Here is a 25,805-nt window from a genome sequence, read left to right as displayed (position 1 = left end):
GTGGATTTAAGCTTGATCGCCGCCAACCAAAAATCCAACGTTGCCCCATAGATCTGTAGATTGGGGTTCTGTGATTATGTCTGATCGCCTACTTGCATTGCTGTCGCTGGCTTGTCTGTTGGCAATCACGTTCCTGGCGGGACTTGTATCTGCCTATCTGTATCTGGCCCCTTACAGGATCGCCGTTCAGGCATGGGAAGAAGTCAAAGCCTTCATGAAGGAGCCTGATCGGCTGATGCCGGTGCGGTATGATTTTGAAGGTGTCCGCGTTCACGATGCCACCGCTGTTGCCCCCGGCTCAACGCTGATCACATCGTATTTTCCGGAATTCGACTGGCATGCAGGTGTCCGGCTGATTGATGATTCCGGCACCGTCCTGCATTCTTGGGCGCCCGATCCGGGCGAGATTTTTGGCGGACGGCATAACTACCCATACATTCACGGCTCGTATCTTTTTCCCAATGGCGACATCCTGTTCAACTTCGAATTCATCGGGATCGCTCGGATGTCGGCCTGCGGCGACGTGTTGTGGGCCCTGTCAGAGCCACGGGCGCATCACTCCATCTCAGCGAATGATGACGGCTCGTTCTGGGTGTCCGGCAATCAGGAACTACGTTCCCGCGCCGGGCGGGAGGAAGAGCTTTTGGAAATCCTGTCCTTCCCCGTCTACGAAGATTACTTCATGAAAGTAAACGCCGATGGAGAGGTTCTCAAATCCATCAGCTCGATCGAAGTGTTTGAGAAAAACGGTCTAAGCGACGTGTATCTGAGAACGGGCAGGCGTTATAATGGCGACATCTTTCACCTCAACGACATAGAAGAGCTGTCACCGGGCATGGCCGATGAATATCCGTTGTTCGATGCGGGCGACATCGTCGTGTCCCTGCGCGATCTTCACATGGTCATGGTTCTTGATCCAGAGACGCTGAAGGTGAAATGGCACACCTATTCAGACACGCTGTTTCAGCACGATCCCGATTTCATCGGTGATGGATGGATCGGCATCTTCGACAACAATTTTGACCGAACCGAAGGTGGTGATCTTCAGGGTGGATCGCGCGTGGTCGCAATACAACCCCACACGCAAGAACGCGCCATCCTCTTTCCCACACTGCCCGACCAGCCATTCTACACCAAATGGTCGGGAAAATGGCAAAAGCTGCCCAACGGCAATCTGCTGCTGACCGAATCCCGCGCAGGTAGGGCGCTGGAGGTGACCAGCGCGGGCGAACCCGTCTGGGAATGGGTCATGGACCGGTATGACGCAAATCATGTGCCCGAGGTGATGGAAGCAACCAGATACCCAATAACAGCAGAAGATGTGGCCGCTTGGAACTGCCCATGACATCAGACAGTGTTTCGCGCGCGAAACACAGGCAAGTGCCTCTCTCCGATGATAACTTAAGGGGTAGGATTTCAGGTGATTGGTGTCTAACTAAAACTGTTTTGCGTTATTTTGGGGTTTGAGGTTACGAATGCTGCGACGAATTCTAAGCGAAATTGTCAACGACATTCCTGATACGCGCCTAAAGCTTTCCCAAAACCTCGGACGTTTCAAAGCCTGGCTTGTCGCCAGCCGGGCCGATCTGGGCCTTGCTTTTGTGATCAGCCTTTTGGTTGGAATGGGGTACTGGTTTCTGGCCAGCCAGATTCCTCTGGCCTTGATCGACCCGAACCGCGATGCATGGGTCTGGTTCGAGGCCGATCTGATCCGGGTGCATCCGGTGATGCTGGATCGCTATGCCAACAATTATCGAACCAATGTCCACCCGTTGCAGGCTATAATCATGTACACGCCAACCAAGGCGCTGATCGTGGCGGGTCTCTCTGAACGGCTGGCCGTTCTCGGCGTACTCTCAGCAACGGCAGGCCTTTGGAGTGCGTCCCTGTTCGGTGGGTTCCGAGGACTTGGCCTGCCCCGCTTTGACGCCATTGTTTTCACGGCTCTGGGCGCGGTATCCAGCGCAGCTATCTTCTGGATGCCCATACCAGAGGTGCATGCCTTTGCCGGTTTGACAGTGACGGTTGCCCTGGCTTTCGGGACATTGATGCAGCGCGGAACGGTACCGCTGATATTGCAGTCGATTTCCAGCGTGATTGCATTTTCGATGACGATCACCAACTGGATGGCCGGCATTCTGACCGTACTTGCCTCCAATTCATACAAACGTGCCTTCCGCATTCTGGTCGATGGGTTTGCAATCGCAACGATCGTCTTCACCCTTCAAAGGGTCGCCTTTCCGCGCTCGGATTTCTTCATTCCACGCCTCAAATCGGAATTCGCCTATGTCCTGCACGATCTGGCCGGTGGCCCACTGGATAAAATCCGGGCTTTCTTTGCCTATTCCATCGCCATTCCCGACGTGCCGTTTCTAGACAATCCAGTCTTCCCGGAATGGATGCGCCTGTCCGTACAGTTTTCCCCCATTCACACACTGGCGTGGATTGGTCTTGCGGGACTCGTGCTATGGGCCATCGTGTTCATCACGGGTGTGACCCGGGCCATCTTGACCCCGGGGCGAAATGCGCCGGTCGCGCAGGCTTTGCTTTTATACCTGCTATTCGAAGGGGTGCTGCATTTCTTCTACGGCGATGAGACGTTTCTGTATTCCATGAGCTACGTCCCGGCGATGTTCCTGCTGGCCGGGTTTTCCGTGCTTGGAAAAGGCCGCCTGTTCTTTCTGACCACGGCGGTCATTGCCGTCCCATTCCTGGCATATAACAACATCTCCGAGTTTCTGCGTGTCACATCAGATTTGCAGGTCCACGCAGATGCGCTGTTGCAAGCCTCAGGCGCGGTCGGCGATTGACCAGGCCTCACGTTTCTGTGGTTTAGCTATCCCAGATCTATGCCGTCCAGGCCTGCAGCCATTCGCGCAGTTCCGCATAAAGCTCATCTGATACACCTCGGCCCGACAACGTGAGCTTCGCAGCATCGCGGCTAAGCTGCAGACGGATATCCCCGATTTCCTCTGACACTGGCCCGTTGGTTTCCGGGCAGGCAGGCTTTGGTTGTGACGCGCTGATTGCACGCGTTAGAGCCGAAATTTCAGCGTCCGGGGTCGGGGATGGAGCAGCGTCCAGCGCTTTGATAATGCGCCCCGTCCGTTTCGGATCCTCTTTCACCACCTTCGCAATCGACAACCCCAGCCGTTCAGGAATAGCCGAGGCAAAGCGCAGATGCTCATCCAGCGCGTGATAGATCGCGACAAACGACCCGATCTTGGACCGTTTGGCCCGGCTGGCCGATGCGAACAGCCCGCGCAGGGCGGCGGCCTCGTCCGGGTAGACCCCCTGCTCAGCTGCACGGGCCACGATCCGAGCGCGTTCGTAATAGCTCAGCCCGACACGGATCTCATTTTCCTCGACCATGGCCACATAGGCGTCCGAGGCGCTCTGTGGCTGTCTGAGGAACGCCCGCACGGTGGCAAAACGTGCCTCACCTATTTCCTTCGCCAGCGCCCGCAAGGCCGTCATGCGCCGCCAGCCCGAGATCAGGCCGTATTGCCCGCCTTCCAGTTCCACGACCTCGATCGGGGTTTGTTGCCCGCGCGTCTTCAGGCTTTCCTTCAGCGCCGCCATCTCGGCGTCATCGGCGGCCATACGGTCACGTACAAGATGGGTTTCTTCGATAGCCTCCAGCGGCAGATCCTGCACCAGTCGGCCCTCGGCCCGAGCAGCACGCAACTCTTCGGACAGTTCTTCCAGTGCGGCCTGGGCGGCTGTGGCACCGGCCACCTGCGCAACCGGAGGCGCGGATCGGGGCATGTCGGCAGGAAACATGGAATTCATCCCCGGGGCAGGGCGGGTGTCATCCAGGTAATCCGGACGGGCAGGGGTCAGTCGTTTGCGTTTTGCCATCACTTTTTCCTTTTCCTGCGCCAATCAGACTCTGTCCTGGAGCACAACAGATGTGTTTCGCGCGCGAAACATGTTGGTCAGAACGTCAATTCCGGCGTTCCTGCCTCTTCGTTTTGTTGTGCCAGTTCCTCGCGCCGCCATACCCCGATCAGCAGGCGTTTAAACGAGGCATAGGTAGCGTCAAAAGTTTCCCGCCCGCGCACATAAGTCTCGCGGTTGAAATCGCGGTAATCGGCCTCGTAGATACCATTGACCTGTTCCCCGGCCTGCCCGATCAACGCTGTATACCCCTGCCAATGAGGCGACAGGGTGCGGCCCAGATAGGCTTGCATCAGCCCCGCCAGTTCCGCTTGCTGGCTGCCGTCATAGCGGGTGATAACTGTGCGCACCGCATCCCATTGAAACGCCATCTCGGGCCGTCCCAGCGCGCGGGCGGCCATGTTCTCACCGTCTTCGATGGACTGAAAGGTGGAGTGCAGCATGTCGAAGAAGCGGCCGGTTGAATCAAACTCCAGAAAAGAGGCCCCCATGGGCACCAGCAGGATGTCTGAGGCCGCCAGTCCGTTGATCGTCAAATACCCCAGCGCGGGCGGTGTATCGATGAAAACGATGTCATAGTCGTCCAACACGCCATCCTCTTCCAACGTGTCAGTCAACGCATCCCACAGCTTCCAGCTGCGGCCCTGCATGCGCCAGACAGGGATCTGGAACTCGGCCCAATAGAGGTTCAGCTGAGCGCCGATCAGGTCGATATTCGGCCAATGGGTCGACTGAATCAGACTGTCGCTGCGGACTTTCAGCGCGTCTGACAGCGTATCGTCGATCGGGTGCGGGGCTTCACCCCGGTCAAGCCGCCCTTGATTGTCACGGCGCAGATGGGTGGCATAGTGGCGCGCCAGCAAAGGAAACACGGTCTGCCATTCATCCGTCACCTTGCCGCCAAAGATCGATGTCATCGACCCCTGGCTGTCCAGATCGATAACCAGCACCTTGTAGCCATCCAAAGCCGCAGACATGGCCAGATGGGCGCAGGTTGAGGTCTTGCCAACACCACCTTTGAAATTCGCAACCGAGACGATCTTGGCCGGCAGCCCCTTGGGGCGGTAGGGGCGGTACTCTTTGGCTTTGGATCCTTCCGAGGCAAAATGCAGGCGCAGGCGCAGGACTTCATCCAGCGTAAACCACTTGGCCCCGCCTTCGGTTTCCGACTGGCCCTGCGGCAAATCGGGGTTGCCCTTCAGCACCCGACGGAAATGAGCGGGTGCGACAGGGATCAAATACTTGGTGATTTCCCAGGTTGAAAACAGGCGCAGCTTTTTCTGACCGTCATCTTCTAACCCTCGGCTTGCGAGGTCGGCTCGGCCCCGAGTGCACGCATCAGAAATGTCCGCGAAATCATGTGTACCAGTGGGGCCACCAAGTTCCTGATGCGCCAAATCCGGATCGATATTGAAATACGGAGGGAGTCCCTCTGATGTGTTTGCTCGCATTGAAATGTGCCTGTGTGCTGCGTTTTTTTCAATATACCACAAAAGGAAGCATATGGAAGCATTGTGAGCACAAAACCGAGTTTTCTAAGCAAAAATAAGGGGTAAAAGCTGTTTGTGTGGTGGATTTATAGCGCGTTGCAAAAATTTGTTTAGTTAGAATCTTGTTATCTTGTAGTTACAGCATTTTATTAGATCTTCTAACCATAAGAAAAAAAACAGATTTTTATGTTTTCTGATGAGCTAGGTGAATCTGATCCCACGAAAGAGTGACTCTGAACCCACGTTGGACTGACTCTGAACCCACGATCCGGCGGCTTTACGCTTCCTGTGGATAACTTTACGGTGGGCGTCAATAAAACCACGAACGAAGATTCGGGCAGGATACATGGGCAGGGCAGTATGAGCGGGGCAGGGGCGTTGTTGCCTGACCGGCATCCAACGGGCGATTTTTTTGTCTGCGATATTTTTGATGCGTTACCCAAGAGTGATCTTGGGTCGATGGAGCATCCAATGTTTTCGCTCTCGACCCGGCCGGATCGGCGGATCCTGAATTACCAACATAACGGGGTCGAGATCACGGTGACACCTTCGGTGCGCGGCCTGGCGACGATTTATGACAAGGACATCCTGATCTTTTGCATCAGCCAGCTGATGGCGGCGATCAATGCGGGTCGCACTGTCAGCCAGGTGCTGCATCTTACGGCGCATGATCTGATGGTGGCCACCAATCGCGAGACCAGCGGTGACGGCTACAAGCGCCTGCGTGAGGCGTTCGAGCGGCTGGCCGGCACAAGGATCACCACCAACATCGTCACCGGCGAGACCGAGACCACCACCGGCTTTGGTCTGATCGAAAGCTGGGAGATTGTCCGCCGCACCCGCGCGGGTCGGATGGTCAGCGTCAGTGTGAAACTGTCGGACTGGCTGTTCCGTGCCGTGCTGGCGAAATCCGTACTGACCCTCAGCCGGGATTATTTCCGCCTGCGCAAACCGCTGGAACGGCGGGTCTATGAGTTGGCACGCAAACATTGCGGGCGTCAGCGCGAATGGCGGATCTCGGTCGAGGTGCTGCTGAAGAAATCGGGTTCGGCCTCACCCCGGCGGGTGTTTCGCAAAATGATCCGCGACATGATCGCCGCCGATCATTTGCCCGATTATGAGATGACCGAAGAGCCGGGCGACTTGATCCGGTTCTCGCGCCGGGGTCAGGTGGTCGAAGGGCTGGACAAGCCGGTGCTGCCGTCAGGTGCTTTGGAGGAGGCCCGCGCGATGGCGCCGGGTCGGGATGTTTATGCGCTGGAGGCGGACTGGCTGGCCTATTGGGCCGCGTCGGGTCGCCCACAGATCAGAAATCCGCAACGGGCCTTTCTGGGATATGTGGCCAAGAGGGTCGCGGGGCGGGACTGATGGGTCAGCCTGAATAGGCGTGGCCTTGTTTCTGCGCGCGCGCTTTCATCGACCGGGCGGTGCAGGCCACGAGGACGGCCGCTGCGATAATCAGCCAGCCGGACAGCGCGTAGACCCCCAATGCTATCAGGATGGAATAACCGGAGAGCAAAGCCATCCCACCAGCGCCAAGGCCGACAAGGACAGCTAATCCAATAATTCCCAGCATTCTTCCAAGCCCTCCAGGTTATAGCCTTGGCCTTAGCGCGATCCCAAGTGGGCGGCAGCCATGCCATGGGCAAATACCCATTTACAATTCCGGCACGGAATCATGGCAAAACTTTGAACCACCTGGGGTTAAAATTTGGTTATTGGATACCCGATGGGGCACTGCCCCATTACTCGCTCGAAACTACGTATTATTGAGGCATCAGGATGCCTGCACGAATTGTTTCGTAAAATCTTTACACGGGCAATGCGGGATCGAAAAGGCCGTTAAAACGTGCAAGTCTCCGCCTGTGTGCGATGACGTGGGGTAAACTTTGTCGGTCAGACCTGTTTGACCTGAGACAGGACGAAGACACCGGCGATGACAAGTCCGATGCCCGCGATTTTCTGCAGGTTCAAGGTCTCGGAAAACAGAAAGTAACCAACGATCAGAATACCCACCATCGCAAGACCCGTGACGGCGGGGTAGGCGATGCTCAGCTCAAGGCCGCGGATGGCGACGATGAAGCTGCTCAGCAGCAGCAAACCGCTGACCAGACCGGTCCATGCCCAGGGCGAGGCCACAAGGGTGCGAATGTCGAAAGGCCCTGAAAGCTGCTGTACGGCCAGCTTGAACGAAACGTTGGTGCAAATGTTCGCGCAGACCGCAACGAGCAAGGCAGACCAGTATAGCGACATAGGTGTTCTCCTTCGTGTTCAGATCTGCAGACCGGATCCTTGATCAAAAGACCAGATATTTGGCAGCCAGAGTGACCAGCACAAAGGCCGCACCGACCATGAGGCTGATCCTGTCGCGCAGGGCGTACAGAACCGGGTCGTCCGCGACCCGCCCACGCCGGGCACCGACCCAGATGCGGTTCCCCCAGTACAGAAGCAGCAGGCACAACAGCCACAGGATTTCGGGTGTCCGGTAAATTTCCTGCACCTCGGGGCTGTTGATGTAAAGCGCCAGAATGACAACGGCCGCGGTGATATTGGCCACGCCCAGGCTGAACATGGTTTCGCTGTCGGCATGGGAATAATCCCGGCCGTGAACATTACCGTCCTCTTCCGGTGCCGCCGCCACCTCGATGTATCGCTTCAGATAACCGAGGCTGACAAAGACGAACATCGAGAACGCCAAAAACCAGGACGACAGGACGATGCCGGTGGCTGCAGACCCTGCAATGACGCGCAGCGTATAAAGCGATGCCAGCACCATGACGTCCGCAGTTGCGATCTGCTTGAGCCAGAAGGAATAGGCCATGGTGATGATCAGGTAGGCGATCAGCACAACTGCAAAGACAGGCGGCAGAAAGGCCAGCGTCAGGGCAAAGCCGGTAACGGGCAGGGCGATGGCGCCGACAACGCCTGCATGTAGGGACAGGTCTCCTGATGGCAGCGGGCGGTACCGCTTGCTTGTGTGCAGACGATCAGCAGCCAGATCGACCAGATCGTTCAGGAAATACACCCCCGACGCACAAAGGCTGAAACAGATAAAGGCCAGAAGGGACGCAAGAACCGACGAAAAGGGCAGATACTGCTGAGAGGTGAAGATTGGCGCAAAGATCAGGGCGTTCTTTGCGTATTGATGCGGCCGCATGGATTTGACAAAGGCCCGCCATAGCGGCGGGCGCGATGTAACGACTTTCTCGGCTGTGCCCGAAGCTTGCGCGGTTGCCACGTCGGATTTCGGAGCATTGACGAATATGCCCGAGGCAGAGGCGGCCCAGATCGGACTGTCGGCTGTGCTGTCTCCGGCATATGCAAAGGTCTCATCACCGGCTGCATTGCGTATGGCGGCCAGTTTGTTGGGCCCTTTCAGATTGTGATCGGCATCCGTTGCCAGTACGGAGTCGAATATCCCCAAGTGTTCAGCAACCTTATCGGCGTAAATGCGGTGCGAGGCCGTGGCGAGCACCAGTTGCCTGCCATCCGCTTTCTGCTGTTTCAGGTATTCAAGAAGCGAAGTTTCGAACGGAAGCGCCTCGGCTTTCAGGTTGACCTCCTGGGCGATGCGTTCTTTGGCGTAGGGAATACCTTTGAACAGCCACAGGATGACGGAGAAGATATTCAGCGGGTTATTTTTCAGGAACTGGAGGATCGCCTCGACAAAAAGATCAGTTCTGATCAGCGTCCCGTCCAGATCAACAAAAATTTTCTCGGGCTTGTCACTCATTACTGGAATTCTACTTCTGACGGTTACATCATTGAAAGTAAGTAATTTTATTAACCTTTTTTCTGTTCTGAAAATGCCGAATGTGTTGCGCAGGGTTTATGTGTTCAGAGCTTGACGAGCCTGCCCCCGGTCACGGTAATCCCTGTTTTTTCAAAGACATTGCGTGTGTCGAAGACCAACGTCGCCTCGCGCGCGACCAGATCGTAATCGGGGGCGCTGTGATCGGTGATCACGGCCACAGCCGCATAGCGTTTCAGATTGTCCGCCGTCAGCGGCTCGGAGGTCTGGCCTGCAAGTTGCGGGAATTCCCCCCCTTCGGGCAGACTGGGAAAGTACGGGTCATGATAATCCACCTTGGCCCCCAGTTTCTCCAACTCATCCAGCAGCACCAGCGCGGGGCTGCGCCGGGTGTCCTCTACATCACGCTTATAGGCGATGCCCATCAGCAGGATGCGTTGTCCGGTCAGAGGCTGTCCGGTTTCCGACAGGGCCGAGCCATTGCGCGCGGCCAGTTCTGCAGCCATCCGTGCGGCCAGCAGTGATGGCACGGCATCGTTGCTGGAGCGCGCTAGATTGATGATCGGCGTGTCTGATCCCGCATCCGCCGCGCGCCAGGCCAGATAGGCGGGCGACACCGGAATGCAGGCCCCACCAATGCCTGGACCGGGATAAAAGGGCATAAAGCCAAAGGGTTTGGTGGCGGCGGCCTCGATCACTTCCCAGACGTCGACCTCCATCGCTTCGAGCGCTGTTTTCAACTCGTTGACCAAGGCGATGTTAACGGTGCGAAAGCTGTTCTCGACCAGTTTCACTGCTTCGGCCGTGGCGGCCGAGCTGACCGGCACGGCGCTGGTGACGATGGCGCGGTAGAATTCTTCGACCAGTTGCCGCGACAGCGGGTCGTCGGCCCCAACCACTTTGGGGATGCTGTGCGTGTCGAATTTGTCATTGCCCGGATCTTCGCGTTCGGGCGAGAAGGCCAGAAAGAAATCACTGCCCGCGCGCAGGCCACCCGCTTCGAGAATTGGCTGAACCAGGGTCGTTGTGGCACCGGGCCAGACGCTGCTTTCCAGCACCACTAACTGACCGGGGCGCAGATGCTGCGCAATGGTCTGGGCGGCAGAGGCGACAAAACGCATGTCCGGGTCTTGTGCGTCGGTCAGCGGGGTCGGGACGCAGATCAGGATGACATCGGCCTCGGCCAGTGCGGCAGCGTCCTGTGTGGCGCGGAACTTGCCGCTGCTGACGGCTCCGGCAATCCGGTCCGACGCCAGATAGGAAATGACCTGATCGCCTTGATTGATCCGCGCGACACGGTCGGGGTTGAGATCAACACCGGTTGTGTCGAACCCTTCATCATAGGCGGTCAGCGCCAGCGGCAGGCCGACATAGCCCAACCCCACCACAGCAACCCGTGCGTCACGGGCTGTGATAAGCTGTTTGAGGGACTGATGGTGCGAGGTTTCGTAGTTCATAATGTACCCTGATCTTACAAAGTCAGACTAAAATCAATTCGCGGTATGGCCGCCAAAATGTCCGACCCTTTCCACGGATAGGGCGGAACGGGTGCGAATCCAACAAATTTGTCTGCCCGGTTCGAGACCGCAGTACCGTGTTTCCCAGTAGGGCTCAATTCCCTGCCTTTAACGGCATTGTTGAGGTGACTTTGACAAAGCCAGACCCAAGGAATTTTTGTCACTTCGGGTGTAATGCCTGCCGAAACGACGCTTCGGCCAGTTCTGCGCCCTTGTCCCAGCTGAACCGCGAGGCCTGTGTCAGCGCCTTTTGCGACAGATCGTTTTGCAGGCCGGGCTCGCTTAGCAGGCGGATGGCCTGATCGGCCAGGGCCTGGCTGGATAAGGGGTCGAAATACAGCCCGCCATCACCCACCACTTCCGGAAGGCTGCCCCGATCCGAGGACAAAACGGGCGTGCCGCAAGACATCGCTTCAAGTGCGGGCAGGCCGAAACCTTCCCAGAGCGAAGGGAAGACCAGCGCATCGGCGGCATTGAGCAGGGCGGCCAGTTCCGGGTCATCGATCTCGCCGGTGAATACGATGCTTTCAGATCGGGCTGCGTCGGCGGCGGCGCTGGCCCTGAGGTCTTCGACATTGTCCCAGAACCGCGCGCCGGTTGTGCGCCCAACGATGGCCAGACGTGCATTTGGCACGTGCGCCAGGATGGCTGGCATCGCCTCGATCAGACGCAACACGTTCTTGTGCCGATTGAACCCGCCCACATAGACCAGCAACGGGGCATCTGCAGGAATACCGTATGTCTGGCGTGCCTGCGCCAGAAGCTGCATGTCCTGGATTTGCCGAAAGATCGGCTCGGCCCCTTCGGTGATGATGTCGGTGCGATCTGCGGGGATGTGCAGGATGCGTGCCAGATCATCGGCGGACGCCTGCGAAATCGTCATGATCCGTGTGGCCTGTTTCTTGGCTAGCCAGCATTTCGCCTGCCACAGCCGGAAGTTCAGTTTTTTGGGAAAGATGAGGTCGGGAAAGCGTTCGGGAATGGTGTCGTGATAGCACACCACCGTTGGGCGTCGGGCGGGCAGGGGAAAATAAGAGTAAACCGCCGGGTAAAAGAAGACATCGCAGTCGATGCGCCGGGCTGCCCTGGCCATTGTCAGCAGATCGGCCCCGCCCCGGGCTTTGGCGCCCGATGAGGCCTCGGACATCGACAATTCAGACCCTGCTATGCAGGTTTCGACCCCATCGGGAACGGGCCGTGTCGGTTCCTGATCGAACAGAAGCGTATAGCGAAAGCCTGTATCGCGGGCGGCCAGAGCGGCGACCAGATTGCGGGTGAACCGGCCAAAACCGCGTTCGTTGTCCCAGGGGGTGGCGTCAATGGCGATATGGGTCAAATGTCTTTATCCCTGATAACGTGTTGTAACTGATTACAAAAACTATTTTCCGTATCTGGAGCGCAGATAGCTGTGGGTGGCGGCGAGTCCGGCCTCAAGATCATATTCCGGTGCATAGCCCAGCCTGGCACGGGCACGGTCGATCCGACACTGACCGGTGGTTGAGAACAGGTCCAGCATATAGCGATCCGGGTAAACCTCATCCTGCTGCGGCAACCGTCGTTTTACCATTTGCACCAGTGTCTCGAACCTCTCTCGGCCAATCCAGCCCCGCGCAGCGGCGCTGATCCGGGCGGCCAGCGGCGGTGTATCGGGTATCTTGCCCGGTTCTTCCTGCGGCAACCGGGCCGTGAGGTGCGAGATTGGGACATGGCGAACCGTGCCCCGGCCGATGATATTGGCATAGCCGGTCAGCAAATCCGACCAGGCAAAAGGGGCCGCGCCCGAGATGATGAACCGCTCTTGCCCCAACCCCTCCAGCACGGCGGCGCGCAGCATAGCCTGAACCAGATCGTCGACGAACACGGCATTGCACAGTCCTTCGGGTTCCGGCAGCACCACACGGCCAGCGGCCATCCAGTCAGCCAGCCGATCAGTCCACAGCATGCTACCCGGGCCATAAACCAGTGTTGGCTGCAGGAGCGCCACTGGGCAATTCCCCTGTATCAGAGCCTGTTCCATTGTCAATTTGGCCTGCTGATACGGTGTGCCCCCGGTCTGGAACAGCGGGCTGTCCTCGGTCAGATCTTCCTGTGGCCAGCCGTCATAAACAACGATGGAGCTGATATGAATGATCCGCCCGACCCCTGCGGCCTCAGTGGCCTGTCTGAGAGCGTCGAAAGTATCAAGGTTGTCGGCTGCGGGCGCGCGCATGTCATAGGCAAGGTGAAACAGCACGTCCTGACCGCGCAGCGCAGTTTCCATCGCGCCCGGGTCGCCAAGCGCGCCCGTCGCGACATGCGCTCCCATGGCCTCGAGCGTGCGCGCGCCGTGGCGGCTGCGCAGCAGGGCGGTGACTTTGGCGCCAGCGTCCAGCAGGGCCGGGACAAGCCGTTTGCCTATAAAGCCGGTTGCCCCGGTCACGAAGACGGACTTGCCGTTGAGTTGTTCCGGTCCAGTGGCTTTCAAGGCGTCATGCCCCTTTTCGATTATGATGCTCCGGCGCGTGCTACCTTTCAGAAACCTAGCGTGGAGGTCGAGCCTATGCTACTCCGCTTGAAGGTAAATTGTTGTTAGAGAAGCCGGATGTAGCCCAGTTGTGCACCCGTGATTGTTAAAGAGGAATTTTATGAAGATCGGTGTGATCGGAGCGGCCGGAAAGATCGGCCAGATGCGGGTTCAGAACATTCACGAGTCTCCTGACGCTGAATTGGCAGCGGTTCTGGATCTGGAATTTCACCGGGCTGTGGCTGTTGCGGACGGCGCGCCGGCTTTCACCGATCTCGACCGGTTCTTTGCCACACCGATGGATGCGGTGGTGATCTCGACCCCGGCGCATGTGCGCGAACCGTTGTGCCTGCGCGCCTTTGACGAAGGGCTGCATGTGCTGACCGAAAAGCCGCTGGCCCCAACAGTCGAGGGCGCAAGGCGGATCGTTGATGCGGCGAAAAAGGCGGGCAAGGCTTTGGGGGCCGGGTTCAACATGCGCTACTACCCCTCATTCGCACATGTCAAAGAGGTCGCGGCATCGGGCGAGATCGGAGAGATCGACCATGTCCGTGTCTATGGCGGCCATGACGGGCTGGGCCATTTCACCCATGACTGGGAATACCAGGCCGAGTTTTCCGGCGGCGGTGCTCTGTGGGATGTGGGCATCCACATGACCGACCTGGCGCGGTTCATTCTGGGCGAGATTACCAGTGTTTACGGCGTGGCCACCAACACGGTCTGGAACGTCCCGGGGTCCGAGGACAACGCGGTGGCGATCTTCAAGAACCCCGACGGCATTCCGGCGATCTATCAAGCCTGCTGGAACGACTGGAAAGGTTATCAGAGCGTGATTGAGGTCTATGGGTCGCGCGGCATGGTGCGCGGGGCCTATGCGCCGATGCAGAACCTTGTGATCACCATGGACAAGCCGGGCGGGGCACCCAAAAAGGTGCGCAAGTTCTACCCCGAGATCATGGTGCGCGAGAAACTGAAATCCTGGCAATCAACCGCCATCCTGTCTTTTGGCAACGAACTGGCTGATTTCATCCGGCTGACCCGTGGGGAAACCGGTTTGAACTGTGCTGATGGCCATGCCGGCCTGCGCGCGGTTGAGATTGCCGCCGCCGTGCCGGAAAGCACGCGCAGCGGCCAGCCGGTCGAACTGGAAAATCTTGGAGACATGACAATCCAATGAGCAGCGATCCGACCCTTTCCATTGTTCTGACCATCGTACAAGGCGGCAGCTATGTGCGTGATTTCCTCGAAGCGGTGCGCAGTTTCGACGATCCGCCGCCTCTGGATGTGATCATCCCCTATGACGCCAGCGTTGCGGATGTGGCGCAATATGCTGATGACTATCCCGAGGTACGGTTTCTGGACCTTGGCGTGATCGACCCTATCCGTCCGATCACGTCCGAAGCAGGCAAGCACGAGCTTTATGACCGCCGCCGCTCGGCCGGGCTGGCTGCTGCGACCGGTGACATCATCGGTATTCTCGAAGACCGGGGCCTGCCGCAATCCGACTGGGCGCGCACTATTGTGCGTCTTTATGCGGAAACCGGCAAAAACGTGATCGGCGGTGCGATTGAATGCATGGAGCCAGTCAGCCCTCTGAACTGGGCCTTTTACGTCACCGATTTCGGCCGCTACGGGCGACCGTTCGAGACCGGTCCGGCGGATTGGGTGTCGGACGTGAACCTGACCTATAGCCGTAAGGCATTGGATGAGACGCAGCACCTGTGGAAAGACCGCTATCATGAGCCGATCGTGCATTGGCACCTGATCGAACAGGGCGAGGAGTTGTGGCTGTCAAACGAGGTGGTCGTGCATCACCACCGGCCCAAGGCAACCTTCCGGGAATTGCTGCCCGAACGCTTTGACTGGGGCCGCCTGTTCGGTGAAATCCGTGTGCGCAATCAAAGTAACGCAAAGCGGCTGATGCTGATCTTGGCGGGGCCACTGATCCCGCCGCTGCTCTGGGTGCGTCATTATAAGCTGCAGGCCAGCAAGGGGCGGGGGGTGCGTTATCTCAAGGCGTTGCCTTATGTCATGCTGTTGTCAACGGCGTGGACCCTGGGCGAGGTTTGGGGCTACATCACCAAACGCCCCTGATCTGCTGTCACCTCTGGCAGCCCGCCAGATCGTAATAGGTTTTTTCGAACTGGCGGTGCACCCAATCGGGATCGAACCGGTCCTCGCGGCTGCGCTGCAGGGCGTTCTCAGCCAAGGTTTGGCGACGGTCTTCATCTGACAGGACATCCGCAACCGCTGTGCAAATCGCGTCGATATCGCCGATGGGCACGACTGCGCCGACACTGTCGTCGATCAACTCAACCACGCCGGAACAGGCGGTGGCCACAGCTGGGGTACCGGCCTGGAACGCTTCGGCGATGGTGAAGGGCAGGGCCTCCCACCGCGAGGTCAGCAGGAACAGGTCCGTCGCGCGCAACAGTCGGATTGGCTGATCGGTGCGGCCAATGAATCGCAGGTGCTTCCCAAGCCCTTTTTCCTGTGCCAAAGCGTGCAGCTGCGCCTCGTCCGGCCCGTCACCGGCAACAATGAAGCGAAATCCGGGATGTGTCTCTTTCATCCGCGCGACGCAGTCGATCAGGATGTCGATCCCTTTCTGTGGCAACAGGCGGGCCAGCGTGACAATCAGCCTATCGCCATCCCCGAGCAGTTCGGTCCGCAGGCTGGCAATGTCTTCTGCACTGTCCTCGGGTGGGGGGGTGACGCCCAACCCGAGGACCTTGAGCTTGTCCTGCGGCACATTCCCTATGGTGGCCAGATCTTCAGCCGAGCGGTGGCTGGGTGTGATAACCAAATCGCATTTTGCGGCAATCCGGCCGAATGCGGCGATCCGCTCTGGCTCGGATCCGTGATAGGTGACTGCGACGGGGATACGCCGCCCGGTCCGGGCCAGATTGGCAACCAACGCAGGAGCGGATTCATGGCAATGAATTAGATCCACCCGATTTCCCGCCAACCAACGTCGCAGCCGCCAGGCCGCGAGTGCCGTATGACGCAGCCGGTTGGCAATGCCGCCGCCGTCACCCGCGACATAGCGGGTGGGCAGGTCAAGGAAATCCGGCTGCTGGTTAGGTCCCGCCCAGATATCGGCCGTTCCTGCCAGCGTGACGCGATGATCATGTGCCTGTAGCCAATCACTCAGCCCAAGGATATGCCGGGTGATGCCGCCCATGCCGAACTGGGTGCCCATTTCGACGACATGAAGGGGGTTTGAAGGGGGAGAGCTCTGCATCTGAAGCGGGTTCGGGCCAATTTTCTGAACTATTTCCCGATCATAGCATGCGCGCGACATTTGCACATGCTGTGGTCACTGCCTGTAGCAGCCCGCATGTATTTGCAGCATGTCCGCAACACCAGTGGTGAACCGGGTGCCCGCATGGCTTGTGCCTTTCGATTGTCGCAGGGATCGTGTTTCATACCGAGAAGTCATTGGTAACCTGGTATTTTTCGCATGCAGTCATTGCGCATTTTGATGTTCACCACATTTTACCCGCCGTATTCCTTCGGAGGCGACGCCATAGGGATTCAGCGCATGGCCCGGGCGCTTGTTGCGCGCGGTCACGATGTGACAGTGGTACATGACGAGGATAGCTATCTGATCCTTGGCGGTAAACCTCAGCTCGAAGGTCCGCCTGATGGGGTCCGGCGGATCGGGTTGCGCAGCCGCAATGGCATGATGTCGAACCTGCTGACCCAGCAGTTGGGCCGCCCGGTGGTACATGCCGCCCGCATCCGTCAGATTCTGGGCGAACGGCAGCCGGATATCATCTGGCACAACAACACTTCTCTGATCGGTGGGCCCGGCCTGTTGCCGATGGGTGAAGGGCTGAAAGTCTATGAGGCGCACGAACACTGGCTGGTCTGTCCGACCCATGTTCTGTGGCGGCACGGGCGCGAACTGTGTGATGACCGTCAATGCCTGCGCTGTGTGCTGAATTACAGGCGTCCGCCGCAGCTCTGGCGCTATACCGGGGCGCTGGACCGGGCGCTGGATCATATGGATCTGATCATCGCCAAAAGCGAATTCAGCCGCGCCAAGCATCGCGAATTCGGCCTGCGTCAGGACATGCAGGTGCTGCCCTATTTCCTGCCCGATCTCGACCAGACGGCCTTGCCGGAACCGGCAGCGCATGAACGCCCCTATTTCCTGTTTGTCGGGCGCCTGGAGCAGATCAAAGGGTTGCAGGATGTGTTTCCGGCCTTTGACCGCTATCCGGATGCCGATCTGCTGATCCTGGGCGATGGCGACTATGCGGATGAATTGAAGAAACAAGCTGCGGGCAATGATCGGATCAAATTCCTGGGACGCAAAACCCTTGAGGAACTCAATGCTTATTACAGTGGTGCCATTGGATTGATCGTGCCGTCGGTCTGTTATGAGACATTCGGCATCATCCTGATCGAAAGTTTCCGGCTGGGTACACCAGTGATTGCCCGGCGGCTGGGCCCGTTCCCCGAGATCGTCGAGCGCGCAGGCGGCGGGTCACTGTTTGAAACCGAGGACGATTTGATTGCTGCAATGCGCGATCTGCAACATCAGCCCGACCGACGCGAAGGGCAGGGGACTGCCGCGCGTAACGCGTTTCTGGATATCTGGCACGAGACTTCGGTGCTTGAGGCCTATGGGGCCGCGCTGACCCGTGCGGCATATGACAAAGGCGACCGCGCGCTGGCTCGGGCGCTCGAGGCCGGAGCGTTTGAGCGTGGGGCCGCCCCTGTCAGATCAGAACGGGCTTTCCAATGAGCTCTGACAAAAGGCCGACAAACTCGTTTCCGGGACGCGTTGCCCGATGGATGTTTGGACTGTTCCGGATCATGCTGTCCGGGGTGCTGGTGGTCTTTGTGATGCTGATCGGGCTCTTCCTGCTGGCCGTGGCCGCGAACACGGCGCTGCGCGATCTTGAGTTCACCATGCGCGCGACGGAAGAGCATGAACGCCTGCCTGAACCTGATCTATCACGTCTTCAGCAGGCCGCGCTTTTTGTAACGGCGCAGGTGCTGCCATTGCGTCAGCCCGGATATCATTTGGTCACACCCGGCCGTGTTTTCCGGGATTGCGCCGAATGCCCGGAACTGGTCGAGGTTCCGGCAGGCTATTTCCTGCTCGGCTCTCCGATCTTTGAAAAAGGGCGCTATGCGCATCTGTTTATCTACAGACCCCTTCGGACACAGCTGAAACATGCCAATCGGGAAGGACCGAGGCGTCTGGTTCGCATCCCGCGCCCGTTGGCCTTTTCCCGCTATGAGATCACGTATGGGCAATGGAAACAGGCGCAGGAAGATCCAGACTGGCTCGCGATCACCGGGCGTGAGCCGTATTTTCCTGAGCTAGAGGCGGGCTATCGCGACGACCAGCCCATGACGCCGACAGAATGGAGCGATGCAAAAGCCTATGCCGCCTATCTGAGCGCCAAGACGGGGCAGACCTACCGTTTGCCAACGGACGCGGAATGGGAATACGCCGCCCGGGCCGGATCCGTGACGCGGTTTCCATGGGGCAATGAGGTTGGGAAAGACAATGCTGTCTGCATCAATTGCTCTTCCATATGGCCCGAGCGCACGATGGCGCCGGTGGGCTTGCATCCGCCCAATGATTTTGGGCTTTATGACATGCATGGCAACGGCTTTGAATGGGTCGAGGATTGCTATGAATCCTATCATGATCCCGTGAAGGCCGACGGCTCTGCCTATGTGCAGGACGAGTGTGAATTCCGGGCCATGCGGGGTGGAGGGGCGTACTCACAGGATTGGCAGAGCCGATCCGGGTTTCGCGTCGGGCCACATCACTACAATCGTGGCTATGGACATGCCTTTCGTCTTGTTCGCGAGATGGGCTAAGGGGCCAGCGTTCCAATCCGATGGGCATTGGCCATGACCGAAAAGGTGATGGTGGTGGCCGGAATGCTGGGCAGGCTTGAGGCATCGACAAGATGCACCCGTGACAGCCCTTTGGGTCGTCCCAGGATGTCGGACTGTCCCGAACTGGGCGCGTTGGCCATCGGAACTGAGCCGCCGACGTGAAAGCTGGATCCCACCTCGCCGGGGCGGCGGGCAAAAGCCAGCGGTATGAGCCCGGCACGTTTCAGGACCTGCGCCAATTGGGACGTTGCCTGCCCCAAGACGTTTTCGGTTGCGTCATTGGTTTGCACAGTTGGGACAAGCCGTCCATCAGTGGCCAGCAACAGATTGATCCGGGCGGAATGGGCCGAATGCAGAAACGCCTGCGCCACGATTAGCCGCCGCGCCAGCATCCGCCACAGGGGGGCCGATCCCGGCAGTTTGGAGCCGTAACTGTTGATCAGGTCATGGGAGTAGAACTCGTTCCAGGTATAGACCTGCGCATGGACCAGATGGGGTGAGATTCCTGGGTCATCCAGTTCGATGAACATCTGCGGCAGGGTGTGATAGGGCCGCCGGTCCGGGCGGCGCGGTGCGCGCCAGCGGTGCAGGCTGGGCAGAAAGAAATGCTGGCTGTCCTGTAGTTGCAAGCGGGCTGCGGGGTTCGGGGACGACGTCAAAAACAGCCGCGCCGTTTCCAGCACTCCGGCGGCAACAAAGATACGGGTTGCCTGCAAGCTCTCGCCATCCTCCAGTGTCACGGTGACGTGGTCGGGGTGTTCCTCGAACCGGCGGGCCAGGCCGGTGCGGTATTGAAAGGCCGGGTTATGGCGCAATTCAGCCAGCGTTTTCTGGGCTGAATAGATGTAGCCCCAAGGGCACCCATGCAGGCATTGGCCGCAATATTGGCATCCGGGGTCAACGGCCAGACGCGCCAGTCCGACATGGGCGCCCAATTCCGACAGGTTGGGTTTTTGGCTGTCCCAACGCTGCAGCATCTGCTGCGCCTGCGGGGATGGGGTCAGCGGCACCCGGTCCTGCATCGAAAGGGCAGGGAACAGGGTCTGCAACGCATCCGGCCGACCGCTTATGGGCAGAAATTCGGCGACCGCACGGTAATGCGGTGTCAGATCCTTCATGCTGATCGGCCAGTCGGCGATGTCTTCGGCGCGGTTGGGCAAAACCGCCGAGCCCCAGAGATTGGACAATCCGCCCACCGCATGTGAGGCCCGCAACCCGATCTGTTCGGGTGACACCAGCGTTTCGGCCCCCGGCACCATGGCGAAATCCGACCCGAACCGGCGCACCTGCCCGGGCGGCGTGTCGAATTGCGGCGCCTGCCAGCTCTGCACATCCGCGGCAGTCCAATTGTCGGGACCCGAGGCGGCCAACCTGTTGCGGCGGTCCTGCGCCGGGGCGTCCAGCTTGCCGCCCCCATCCAGCATCAGAACCTGTCGGCCCCGGGCCAGAAGGGCGGTGGCCACGGAGACGCCCGCGGGCCCCGATCCGATGACCAGATCAGTCACGGGTCAGAACCGGATCGGTCATGCGGAAACCGGGCGTTTCATCTCGGCGACAATGTCGTCGATGATCTGCTGCAGCGACCGCATGGGGCGGAACCCGGTCACGCGCTGCAGTTTTGAAACATCGGGCAGGCGGCGCTGCATATCCTCGAACCCTTCGGGATAGACGGTGTCATAAGGCACGCACTCGATTTCCGAACTGGACCCGGTGGTGCGAATGACCTGTTCGGCCAGGGCGCGGATCGTGACCTCTTGATCGGTGCCGACATTGAAGACATCGCCGCGTGCCTCGGGAAGGGTCATCAGCCGGCACATGGCCTCGACCACATCGGCCACATGGCCGAAACAGCGCGATTGCTCGCCGGTGCCATGCACCATCAGAGGCGCGCCCTCCAGCGCGGATTTCACGAAGTTCGGCAGCACCATGCCATAGCGCCCTGTCTGCCGCGGGCCAGTGGTGTTGAAGAAGCGCAGAACCGTGACCGGCAGGTTGGATTCCCGGGCATGGGCCAGCGCCAGAAACTCGTCCAACGTCTTGGCGCAGGCATAGGACCAGCGCAGGTTGCGGGTGGCGCCGATGGTCAGGTCGCCCTCTTCCTGAAACGGGAAATTTGTGCTTTTGCCGTAAACCTCGGAACTGGAGGCGATGAAGGTATGCGTCTTGTTCACCAGCGCGGCGTCCAGCACATTCTCGGTCCCGGCCACATTGGTCAGGATCGACCGGCTGGGTTTGTCCATGATCAGCTTGACGCCGACGGCGGCGGCCAGATGAAACACCACATCCGCTGGGCCAACCAGATCGGCGACCAGCTGGCGATCAAGGATGCTGCCTTTGACAAAGGTGCAATCCGGGTGGTCGGCCACGGTGGCAAGGTTGGACAGCAGCCCGGTCGACAGGTCATCAAGGATCGTGACCCGATGCCCTTCTGCGATCAGCCGTTCCGTCAGATGGGACCCTATGAACCCGGCGCCGCCGGTAATCAGAATATGCATGTGTTTGTACCAGTCACTGTGTAAGAACCAATTTTACCACGATTTTCCCCGCATCATCGAACGGACGCCGCGCATCATCTTGCGTGCTGCAAGATAGGGGCCACCGCGTCCGGCCAGATGCGCCTGCCAGCGGGCGATGTTGTTGAAATAGAACATCTCGAGCCGGGGCAGGTCGAGGATGTCATCTTTCGGTCCGGCCACGCCCAGCCTGGTGCCGACCGAGGTGTCGTAATGCTGCGCGATCCGGGCGCGCACATCGGGGTTCGACGCCCCATAAGGCGGTGCGAAATGTCGGATGGGCTGGCCGAGCCGTGCGGCAATGTCCTGACCGGACCCGCTGACTTCTTCTTCCAGCATGAGCGCATCCAACGTGGTGAGATCAGGGTGGTTGACACTATGCGCGCCAAAACAGACCCCTTCGGCAGCCAAGGCCTCGACTCTGTCCCAGTTCATCAGGGGACGGGGCGGGATGTTGCCCCCGGCCCAGCTGTCGGTGCCACCCATCAGCCCCGAGGGCAGATAGACAATCGGGCAGAAGCCATGATCGCGCAGGATGGGCCAGGCGGTGTCGGCGAAGTCCTGGAACCCGTCGTCGAAACTGATGATCACCATGCGGGGGGCAGGTGGGTTGGCCAGCGCATCCGGGGTTACCACCGGCAGGCCGAATGCCGCCAGCGCCTGCATCTGTGCGGCAAAGATATCCGGCGCGATTGAGGTCGGCCCCGGCGCATCCGAGATCGAATGGTACATCAGGATATCGGCCTGCCAGGCGGACATGGGTCAGTCTTCCACCACATGGGTGGCAAAGACCTCGCGATACGTATTCCATTTCGCGCGGTCGACGCCGCCTTTGGCATCGATGCAATCCGCCGCGCCATAGGCCATGGCAAAAGCGTGGTGCGTATTGTCATGGGCAAACAGCCCTTGCCGGCCAAAGACCAGCAACCCTTCAAAACCCGAAAGCCACTGATCGACCGTATCGAACCTTGCTTCATAGCCCACATCATAGACCGGATAGGCATGGCCCAGCCGTCGGGTTTCACAGCGGCGCACCGGAACGGTAACCGGCAGGCCCAGCTGGCCCAGCCATTTGGTGAATTCCTGCCCCAGCTCCTCGTCGGACATGGACCACCATTTCTCATCCGGGTCGCAGGGCAATTCGGCGCACAGCACGGTCACGCCCTCTGGCGCGCCGCTAGCGTTATAGTTCTTGGGTTCCGACATGCGGCTGATCGGGATCGACAGTTCCGGGAAGTAATGAGCATCAAACTCGGTGAACTGGTCGGTCTCAAGCACCAGATACAGCAGGATCATGCCGCGGAACCGGATCGCGCGGGCGGCTTCAACCACCTCGGCCGGAGGGTCGCCGATCAGGCGCGTCAACCCGGTCAGCGGAATGGTCGACAGGATCAGATCGCCGCTCAGTTTTCGCTCGGTGTCACCGTCGCGGATCGTCAGGCCGGTGATGCGATCGCCATCTCGATCGATGGCGGTGATTTCGGTGTTAAACAGGAAGGTGGCACCGTTGGTTTCCGCACTGTTGCGCATCGCGTCCGAGATTTGCCCAAACCCCTTGCGCGGATAAAAGAACCGGCCCGCCGTTTCACTGCGCAGGCCGGGCAACAGGCGCAGCATCTTCATCAGGATTTTGCCGACCGAGCCGCTGCCGACCCGACGCTCGGCCAGTTTCACCGCCAGCTTGTCCGGGTCCAGCCCCCAAAGCTTGCGCACGTAAGGGAAGTAGAAATTGTTCGAAATCGTCGGCCCCAGCCCATCATAAAGCACGGTCGAGAATGTCTCGGGCCCCGTGTTTTTCTTGCGGAACGGTTTCAACACCATGTCGCCGATCAGCGACAGGGCAAAGGGTTTGGGCAGGCGCATCAGCGCATCGGTCAGCTTCAACGGGAAGTGAATCCATTTGCCGCCCAGCCGGATGCGGCCATGGCGCGGGCGCAGCAGCAGATCGTCGCCCAGCAGGTTTTTTACATCCTGCAGCACCTCAGGCTCTGCCGCCGGGTGAAACCGGTGCGAGCCATAGTCGCAGATCACGCCCTCAACCGGGAACGAGGCCGAATTGCCCCCCGCAACAGCAGCGCGTTCAATCACGGTCACGCGGGCCTGTCCGGTCAGGGCATGGGCCGCGGCCAGACCGGCGGGGCCCGCGCCCAAGATAATGATTTCAGGCTTGTCGCCTACGGGCTGGGAAACATCCGTCACTTGCACTCTTCCTTTTGGGAATTTTCCGGGGCGCTGAACCGCATCCCGGACATGGTCAGAACCAGCGCGCCAAACCCGCCCGCTGTAAACAACACAACCTGCCAGACCAGCCCTGCGGCAACCACCGCAGGGACGCTGGCACCGAAGGGGGCCAGAAAGCCCGCCAGCGTCGCCTCGCGCAGACCCAGCCCGTTCAGGGAAACCGGCAGAACCGCGATGATCTTGGCCAGCGGCCAGGCGAATATCCACGGCCCCGCCGCCACATCGACACCCGCGGCCACGGCCAACCACCAGGCCAGCAGGACCAGCAGCAACTGGATCAGTACCGACGCGATGAAGGCGATACCCAGCGTGCCGGGCCTGCGCCCCAGATCGGCCAGCGCGTCAGCCAGGCGATGGGCAAAGCCCTTGCCGGGCAGGGACGGGACAAGGCGCCAGGGCAGCGGCAGCAGGCGCGGCAATGCAACCATCCCCGCCAGCCCCCCCAGCAGGATCAGCGCCACCGGCCAGATCGTATGCCCACCAGCCGCGCTTTCCCATGTCAGCACCAGACCCAGACAGGACAGGGTCAGCAGGGCGATCATGTCGATCAGCCGGTCGACGGTCGCACCCGCAACGACCTGCGCCCCGTCTTTCATGGCGGCCTGCGCCAGACCGGCCCGCACCGTGTCGCCGCCGATTGCGCCGGGCAGGCACAGATTGGCGGCGAGCCCCGCAAAATGCGCCCGGATCGCCAGCGGGGCTGGAATCCCGCGCCCCAGCAGCAGCCACCATTTCAGCGCTGCCGCCACATGGGCCAGCAGGAACAGGACCAGCACGCAGGCAAAGACCCAGATTGGGATCGCCTTCAGCGCCGCCACAATCGCATCTGCCGGCAGGATCCAGAACAGGATCGCCAGCACCAGAACCGATCCGGCCACCCGGATCAGCCAGCGTCGTTGATTGGGATCAGAGAGCATTCTGTCGCTCACATCACGGTCTGAGATGCAGCCGCGAAATCATGTCGGCAATCAGCCCCAGCGACCAGATCATGATCGCCGCCAGGAACGAGAACACCGCCGTTTCACTGAGGTTCCAATAGAACATGTCGATAATGAACTTCACCGTGCCCAAAGTGAAAAAGGCCAGCCCCAGCGGGATGAACACCCGCAGCGGGTTGAACAGCGTGCTGATGCGCAGGATCAGGATGATGAAGTTTAGAAAATCGATCGGCCGGATTTTCGACTTGCCCACCCGCTTGCCGTATTCGATCGGCGTATAGATCATCCGCTTGCTGTTTGATGTCATGCACAGCGTGATCGTGGTGGTGAACGAGAAATTCTGCGGCAGCAACGGCAGAAACGGGATCAGCTCGGATTTGCGGAACACGCGCAGGCCCGAGTTCAAGTCGTTGATCTTGCGCTCGGCCAGGAACGACGCAAAGGCGAACAGGAGTTTCTTGGCTGGTCGCCGCAACAGCGGCACGTTCTTCATCGCCGCGCCGCGGTCACCCACGACCATGTCCTGATCCCGGCACATGGCCAGCATGCCCGGCAGATAGCGCGCGGGATAGGTGCTGTCGGCATCAAGGATAGCCACATATTCATGCTGCGCCATCCGCACCCCGCGCTTGAGGCTGGCCCCATAGCCGGAATTGACATCGTTGAAGGTGACGGTGGCGCCGCTGGCCTCGGCCTCGGCGCGAGTGTTGTCCTGGCTAGCATCGTCGACCACGATGATCTCATAGGGAATGCCCAGCGGTTCGAGATGGACGCGCACATCCTCGACCGTGTGGCGGACGGCGTTTTCCTCGTTATAAGCGGGGATGACCACGCTCAGGCTCATGCCTGACGTGTCCGACGCATCGGTTGTGGTGTTGGCCGGGGTGATCTGCTCGGCAACCTTGTTCATGAGAATGAAAACCCTTTACGTACTTAATATGTATTCTACCCGGCCTCGCCCGTGTGGCATGTGTGGTCGTTCCGGGCGCGACGGGCTTAATTCCTTCTGCCGCCCATAGTATTCAAACACAGACAGGCTGAATATAGACAATAATTTTGACCAAATTCGATCTTTCGGGCG

Annotated in this window: 22 protein-coding genes; 7 read left to right on the top strand and 15 right to left on the bottom strand. The window is 59.4% G+C overall.

The window, feature by feature from the left end; genetic code table 11:
• Nucleotides 1-76 precede the first annotated feature (76 nt).
• Both SJY13_RS22915 and SJY13_RS22910 read left to right on the top strand, forming a co-directional pair.
• On the top strand, nt 77-1,345 hold the full coding sequence (locus tag SJY13_RS22915) for an arylsulfotransferase family protein (RefSeq protein ID WP_377194723.1): 1,269 nt from the start codon (nt 77-79) through the stop codon (nt 1,343-1,345).
• 130 nt (nt 1,346-1,475) lie between these two features.
• Nucleotides 1,476-2,810, top strand: a complete 1,335-nt coding sequence (locus tag SJY13_RS22910) for a hypothetical protein (RefSeq protein WP_377194721.1) — start codon at nt 1,476-1,478, stop codon at nt 2,808-2,810.
• A gap of 37 nt (nt 2,811-2,847) precedes the next feature.
• Here SJY13_RS22910 and SJY13_RS22905 read toward each other — a convergent pair whose 3' ends face one another.
• Together SJY13_RS22905 and SJY13_RS22900 are read right to left on the bottom strand one after the other, a co-directional pair.
• Entirely contained in the window at nt 2,848-3,861 is a 1,014-nt protein-coding gene (locus SJY13_RS22905) for a ParB/RepB/Spo0J family partition protein (RefSeq protein WP_377194719.1), read from the bottom strand.
• Nucleotides 3,862-3,938: 77 nt separating this feature from the next.
• Nucleotides 3,939-5,351, bottom strand: coding sequence for an AAA family ATPase (locus tag SJY13_RS22900; RefSeq protein WP_377194717.1), 1,413 nt, complete (start codon nt 5,349-5,351; stop codon nt 3,939-3,941).
• A gap of 399 nt (nt 5,352-5,750) precedes the next feature.
• On the opposite strand from SJY13_RS22900, the gene SJY13_RS22895 reads away from it, so the two are divergent.
• The gene (locus tag SJY13_RS22895) at nt 5,751-6,758 is read left to right on the top strand and encodes a replication initiator protein A (RefSeq protein ID WP_377194715.1); all 1,008 of its coding nucleotides are present in this window, start codon (nt 5,751-5,753) and stop codon (nt 6,756-6,758) included.
• A gap of 4 nt (nt 6,759-6,762) precedes the next feature.
• Here the strand turns inward: SJY13_RS22895 and SJY13_RS22890 are convergent, their stop codons facing one another.
• From SJY13_RS22890 to SJY13_RS22865, 6 genes are all read right to left on the bottom strand, one after another.
• Complete coding sequence (locus tag SJY13_RS22890) at nt 6,763-6,966, bottom strand: hypothetical protein (RefSeq protein ID WP_377194713.1); 204 nt, start codon at nt 6,964-6,966, stop codon at nt 6,763-6,765.
• A 320-nt stretch (nt 6,967-7,286) separates the two neighbouring features.
• A complete protein-coding gene (locus SJY13_RS22885) occupies nt 7,287-7,643 on the bottom strand; it encodes a DMT family transporter (protein ID WP_377194711.1) in 357 nt (118 codons plus the stop codon).
• A gap of 43 nt (nt 7,644-7,686) precedes the next feature.
• Entirely contained in the window at nt 7,687-9,123 is a 1,437-nt protein-coding gene (locus SJY13_RS22880; protein ID WP_377194709.1) for a UbiA family prenyltransferase, read from the bottom strand.
• Between the two features lie 104 nt (nt 9,124-9,227).
• Entirely contained in the window at nt 9,228-10,598 is a 1,371-nt protein-coding gene (locus tag SJY13_RS22875; RefSeq protein WP_377194707.1) for a nucleotide sugar dehydrogenase, read from the bottom strand.
• Nucleotides 10,599-10,818: 220 nt separating this feature from the next.
• A complete protein-coding gene (locus tag SJY13_RS22870; protein WP_377194705.1) occupies nt 10,819-11,994 on the bottom strand; it encodes a glycosyltransferase family 4 protein in 1,176 nt (391 codons plus the stop codon).
• Between the two features lie 42 nt (nt 11,995-12,036).
• Entirely contained in the window at nt 12,037-13,122 is a 1,086-nt protein-coding gene (locus SJY13_RS22865) for an NAD-dependent epimerase/dehydratase family protein (protein ID WP_377194703.1), read from the bottom strand.
• Nucleotides 13,123-13,282: 160 nt separating this feature from the next.
• Between SJY13_RS22865 and SJY13_RS22860 the strand changes: the two genes are divergently transcribed.
• Together SJY13_RS22860 and SJY13_RS22855 are read left to right on the top strand one after the other, a co-directional pair.
• Nucleotides 13,283-14,338, top strand: coding sequence for a Gfo/Idh/MocA family protein (locus SJY13_RS22860; RefSeq protein WP_377194701.1), 1,056 nt, complete (start codon nt 13,283-13,285; stop codon nt 14,336-14,338).
• Nucleotides 14,335-15,255 carry a glycosyltransferase gene (locus SJY13_RS22855; RefSeq protein WP_377194699.1) on the top strand — a complete coding sequence of 307 codons (921 nt, stop codon included), beginning with the start codon at nt 14,335-14,337 and terminating at the stop codon, nt 15,253-15,255. Before SJY13_RS22860 ends, SJY13_RS22855 begins: the two co-directional genes overlap by 4 nt.
• A 7-nt stretch (nt 15,256-15,262) precedes the next feature.
• On the opposite strand, the gene SJY13_RS22850 is transcribed toward SJY13_RS22855, so the two are convergent.
• Nucleotides 15,263-16,363: a glycosyltransferase family 4 protein gene (locus SJY13_RS22850; RefSeq protein ID WP_377194697.1), complete on the bottom strand. Its 1,101-nt coding sequence runs from the start codon at nt 16,361-16,363 to the stop codon at nt 15,263-15,265.
• Between the two features lie 261 nt (nt 16,364-16,624).
• On the opposite strand from SJY13_RS22850, the gene SJY13_RS22845 reads away from it, so the two are divergent.
• A complete protein-coding gene (locus SJY13_RS22845) occupies nt 16,625-17,917 on the top strand; it encodes a glycosyltransferase (RefSeq protein WP_377194695.1) in 1,293 nt (430 codons plus the stop codon).
• Nucleotides 17,914-19,011, top strand: coding sequence for a formylglycine-generating enzyme family protein (locus SJY13_RS22840; protein ID WP_377194693.1), 1,098 nt, complete (start codon nt 17,914-17,916; stop codon nt 19,009-19,011). The genes SJY13_RS22845 and SJY13_RS22840 overlap by 4 nt, the downstream gene beginning before the upstream one ends.
• Here the strand turns inward: SJY13_RS22840 and SJY13_RS22835 are convergent.
• Genes SJY13_RS22835 through SJY13_RS22810 form a run of 6 tightly spaced genes read right to left on the bottom strand, consistent with a single transcriptional unit; the run spans nt 19,008 to nt 25,634 of the window.
• Complete coding sequence (locus SJY13_RS22835) at nt 19,008-20,537, bottom strand: GMC oxidoreductase (RefSeq protein ID WP_377194691.1); 1,530 nt, start codon at nt 20,535-20,537, stop codon at nt 19,008-19,010. The two genes, SJY13_RS22840 and SJY13_RS22835, sit on opposite strands and share 4 nt — an antisense overlap.
• Nucleotides 20,538-20,555: 18 nt before the next feature.
• On the bottom strand, nt 20,556-21,527 hold the full coding sequence (locus SJY13_RS22830; RefSeq protein WP_377194689.1) for an NAD-dependent epimerase/dehydratase family protein: 972 nt from the start codon (nt 21,525-21,527) through the stop codon (nt 20,556-20,558).
• 33 nt (nt 21,528-21,560) lie between these two features.
• Nucleotides 21,561-22,304, bottom strand: coding sequence for a polysaccharide deacetylase family protein (locus tag SJY13_RS22825; protein ID WP_377194687.1), 744 nt, complete (start codon nt 22,302-22,304; stop codon nt 21,561-21,563).
• Between the two features lie 3 nt (nt 22,305-22,307).
• Nucleotides 22,308-23,744, bottom strand: a complete 1,437-nt coding sequence (locus SJY13_RS22820) for a protoporphyrinogen/coproporphyrinogen oxidase (protein WP_377194685.1) — start codon at nt 23,742-23,744, stop codon at nt 22,308-22,310.
• Nucleotides 23,741-24,703: a lysylphosphatidylglycerol synthase transmembrane domain-containing protein gene (locus SJY13_RS22815; protein WP_377194683.1), complete on the bottom strand. Its 963-nt coding sequence runs from the start codon at nt 24,701-24,703 to the stop codon at nt 23,741-23,743. The genes SJY13_RS22820 and SJY13_RS22815 overlap by 4 nt, the downstream gene beginning before the upstream one ends.
• A 13-nt stretch (nt 24,704-24,716) precedes the next feature.
• Entirely contained in the window at nt 24,717-25,634 is a 918-nt protein-coding gene (locus SJY13_RS22810; RefSeq protein WP_377194681.1) for a glycosyltransferase family 2 protein, read from the bottom strand.
• Between the last annotated feature and the right edge of the window lie 171 nt (nt 25,635-25,805).

This window comes from Ruegeria meonggei, assembly GCF_042768335.1.
In the GTDB taxonomy this organism is placed as follows: domain Bacteria; phylum Pseudomonadota; class Alphaproteobacteria; order Rhodobacterales; family Rhodobacteraceae; genus Ruegeria; species Ruegeria meonggei.
Note: the sequence above shows the minus strand (reverse complement) of the source record. Positions and strands in the feature narration are given on the sequence as shown.

Coding starts and splice junctions, on each gene's coding strand:
- SJY13_RS22915 (WP_377194723.1), top strand. CDS start 77: ATGTCTGATCGCCTACTTGCATTGCTGTCGCTGGCTTGTCTGTTGGCA.
- SJY13_RS22910 (WP_377194721.1), top strand. CDS start 1,476: ATGCTGCGACGAATTCTAAGCGAAATTGTCAACGACATTCCTGATACG.
- SJY13_RS22905 (WP_377194719.1), bottom strand. CDS start 3,861: ATGGCAAAACGCAAACGACTGACCCCTGCCCGTCCGGATTACCTGGAT.
- SJY13_RS22900 (WP_377194717.1), bottom strand. CDS start 5,351: ATGCGAGCAAACACATCAGAGGGACTCCCTCCGTATTTCAATATCGAT.
- SJY13_RS22895 (WP_377194715.1), top strand. CDS start 5,751: ATGAGCGGGGCAGGGGCGTTGTTGCCTGACCGGCATCCAACGGGCGAT.
- SJY13_RS22890 (WP_377194713.1), bottom strand. CDS start 6,966: ATGCTGGGAATTATTGGATTAGCTGTCCTTGTCGGCCTTGGCGCTGGT.
- SJY13_RS22885 (WP_377194711.1), bottom strand. CDS start 7,643: ATGTCGCTATACTGGTCTGCCTTGCTCGTTGCGGTCTGCGCGAACATT.
- SJY13_RS22880 (WP_377194709.1), bottom strand. CDS start 9,123: ATGAGTGACAAGCCCGAGAAAATTTTTGTTGATCTGGACGGGACGCTG.
- SJY13_RS22875 (WP_377194707.1), bottom strand. CDS start 10,598: ATGAACTACGAAACCTCGCACCATCAGTCCCTCAAACAGCTTATCACA.
- SJY13_RS22860 (WP_377194701.1), top strand. CDS start 13,283: ATGAAGATCGGTGTGATCGGAGCGGCCGGAAAGATCGGCCAGATGCGG.
- SJY13_RS22855 (WP_377194699.1), top strand. CDS start 14,335: ATGAGCAGCGATCCGACCCTTTCCATTGTTCTGACCATCGTACAAGGC.
- SJY13_RS22850 (WP_377194697.1), bottom strand. CDS start 16,363: ATGGGCACCCAGTTCGGCATGGGCGGCATCACCCGGCATATCCTTGGG.
- SJY13_RS22845 (WP_377194695.1), top strand. CDS start 16,625: ATGCAGTCATTGCGCATTTTGATGTTCACCACATTTTACCCGCCGTAT.
- SJY13_RS22840 (WP_377194693.1), top strand. CDS start 17,914: ATGAGCTCTGACAAAAGGCCGACAAACTCGTTTCCGGGACGCGTTGCC.
- SJY13_RS22830 (WP_377194689.1), bottom strand. CDS start 21,527: ATGCATATTCTGATTACCGGCGGCGCCGGGTTCATAGGGTCCCATCTG.
- SJY13_RS22825 (WP_377194687.1), bottom strand. CDS start 22,304: ATGTCCGCCTGGCAGGCCGATATCCTGATGTACCATTCGATCTCGGAT.
- SJY13_RS22815 (WP_377194683.1), bottom strand. CDS start 24,703: ATGCTCTCTGATCCCAATCAACGACGCTGGCTGATCCGGGTGGCCGGA.
- SJY13_RS22810 (WP_377194681.1), bottom strand. CDS start 25,634: ATGAACAAGGTTGCCGAGCAGATCACCCCGGCCAACACCACAACCGAT.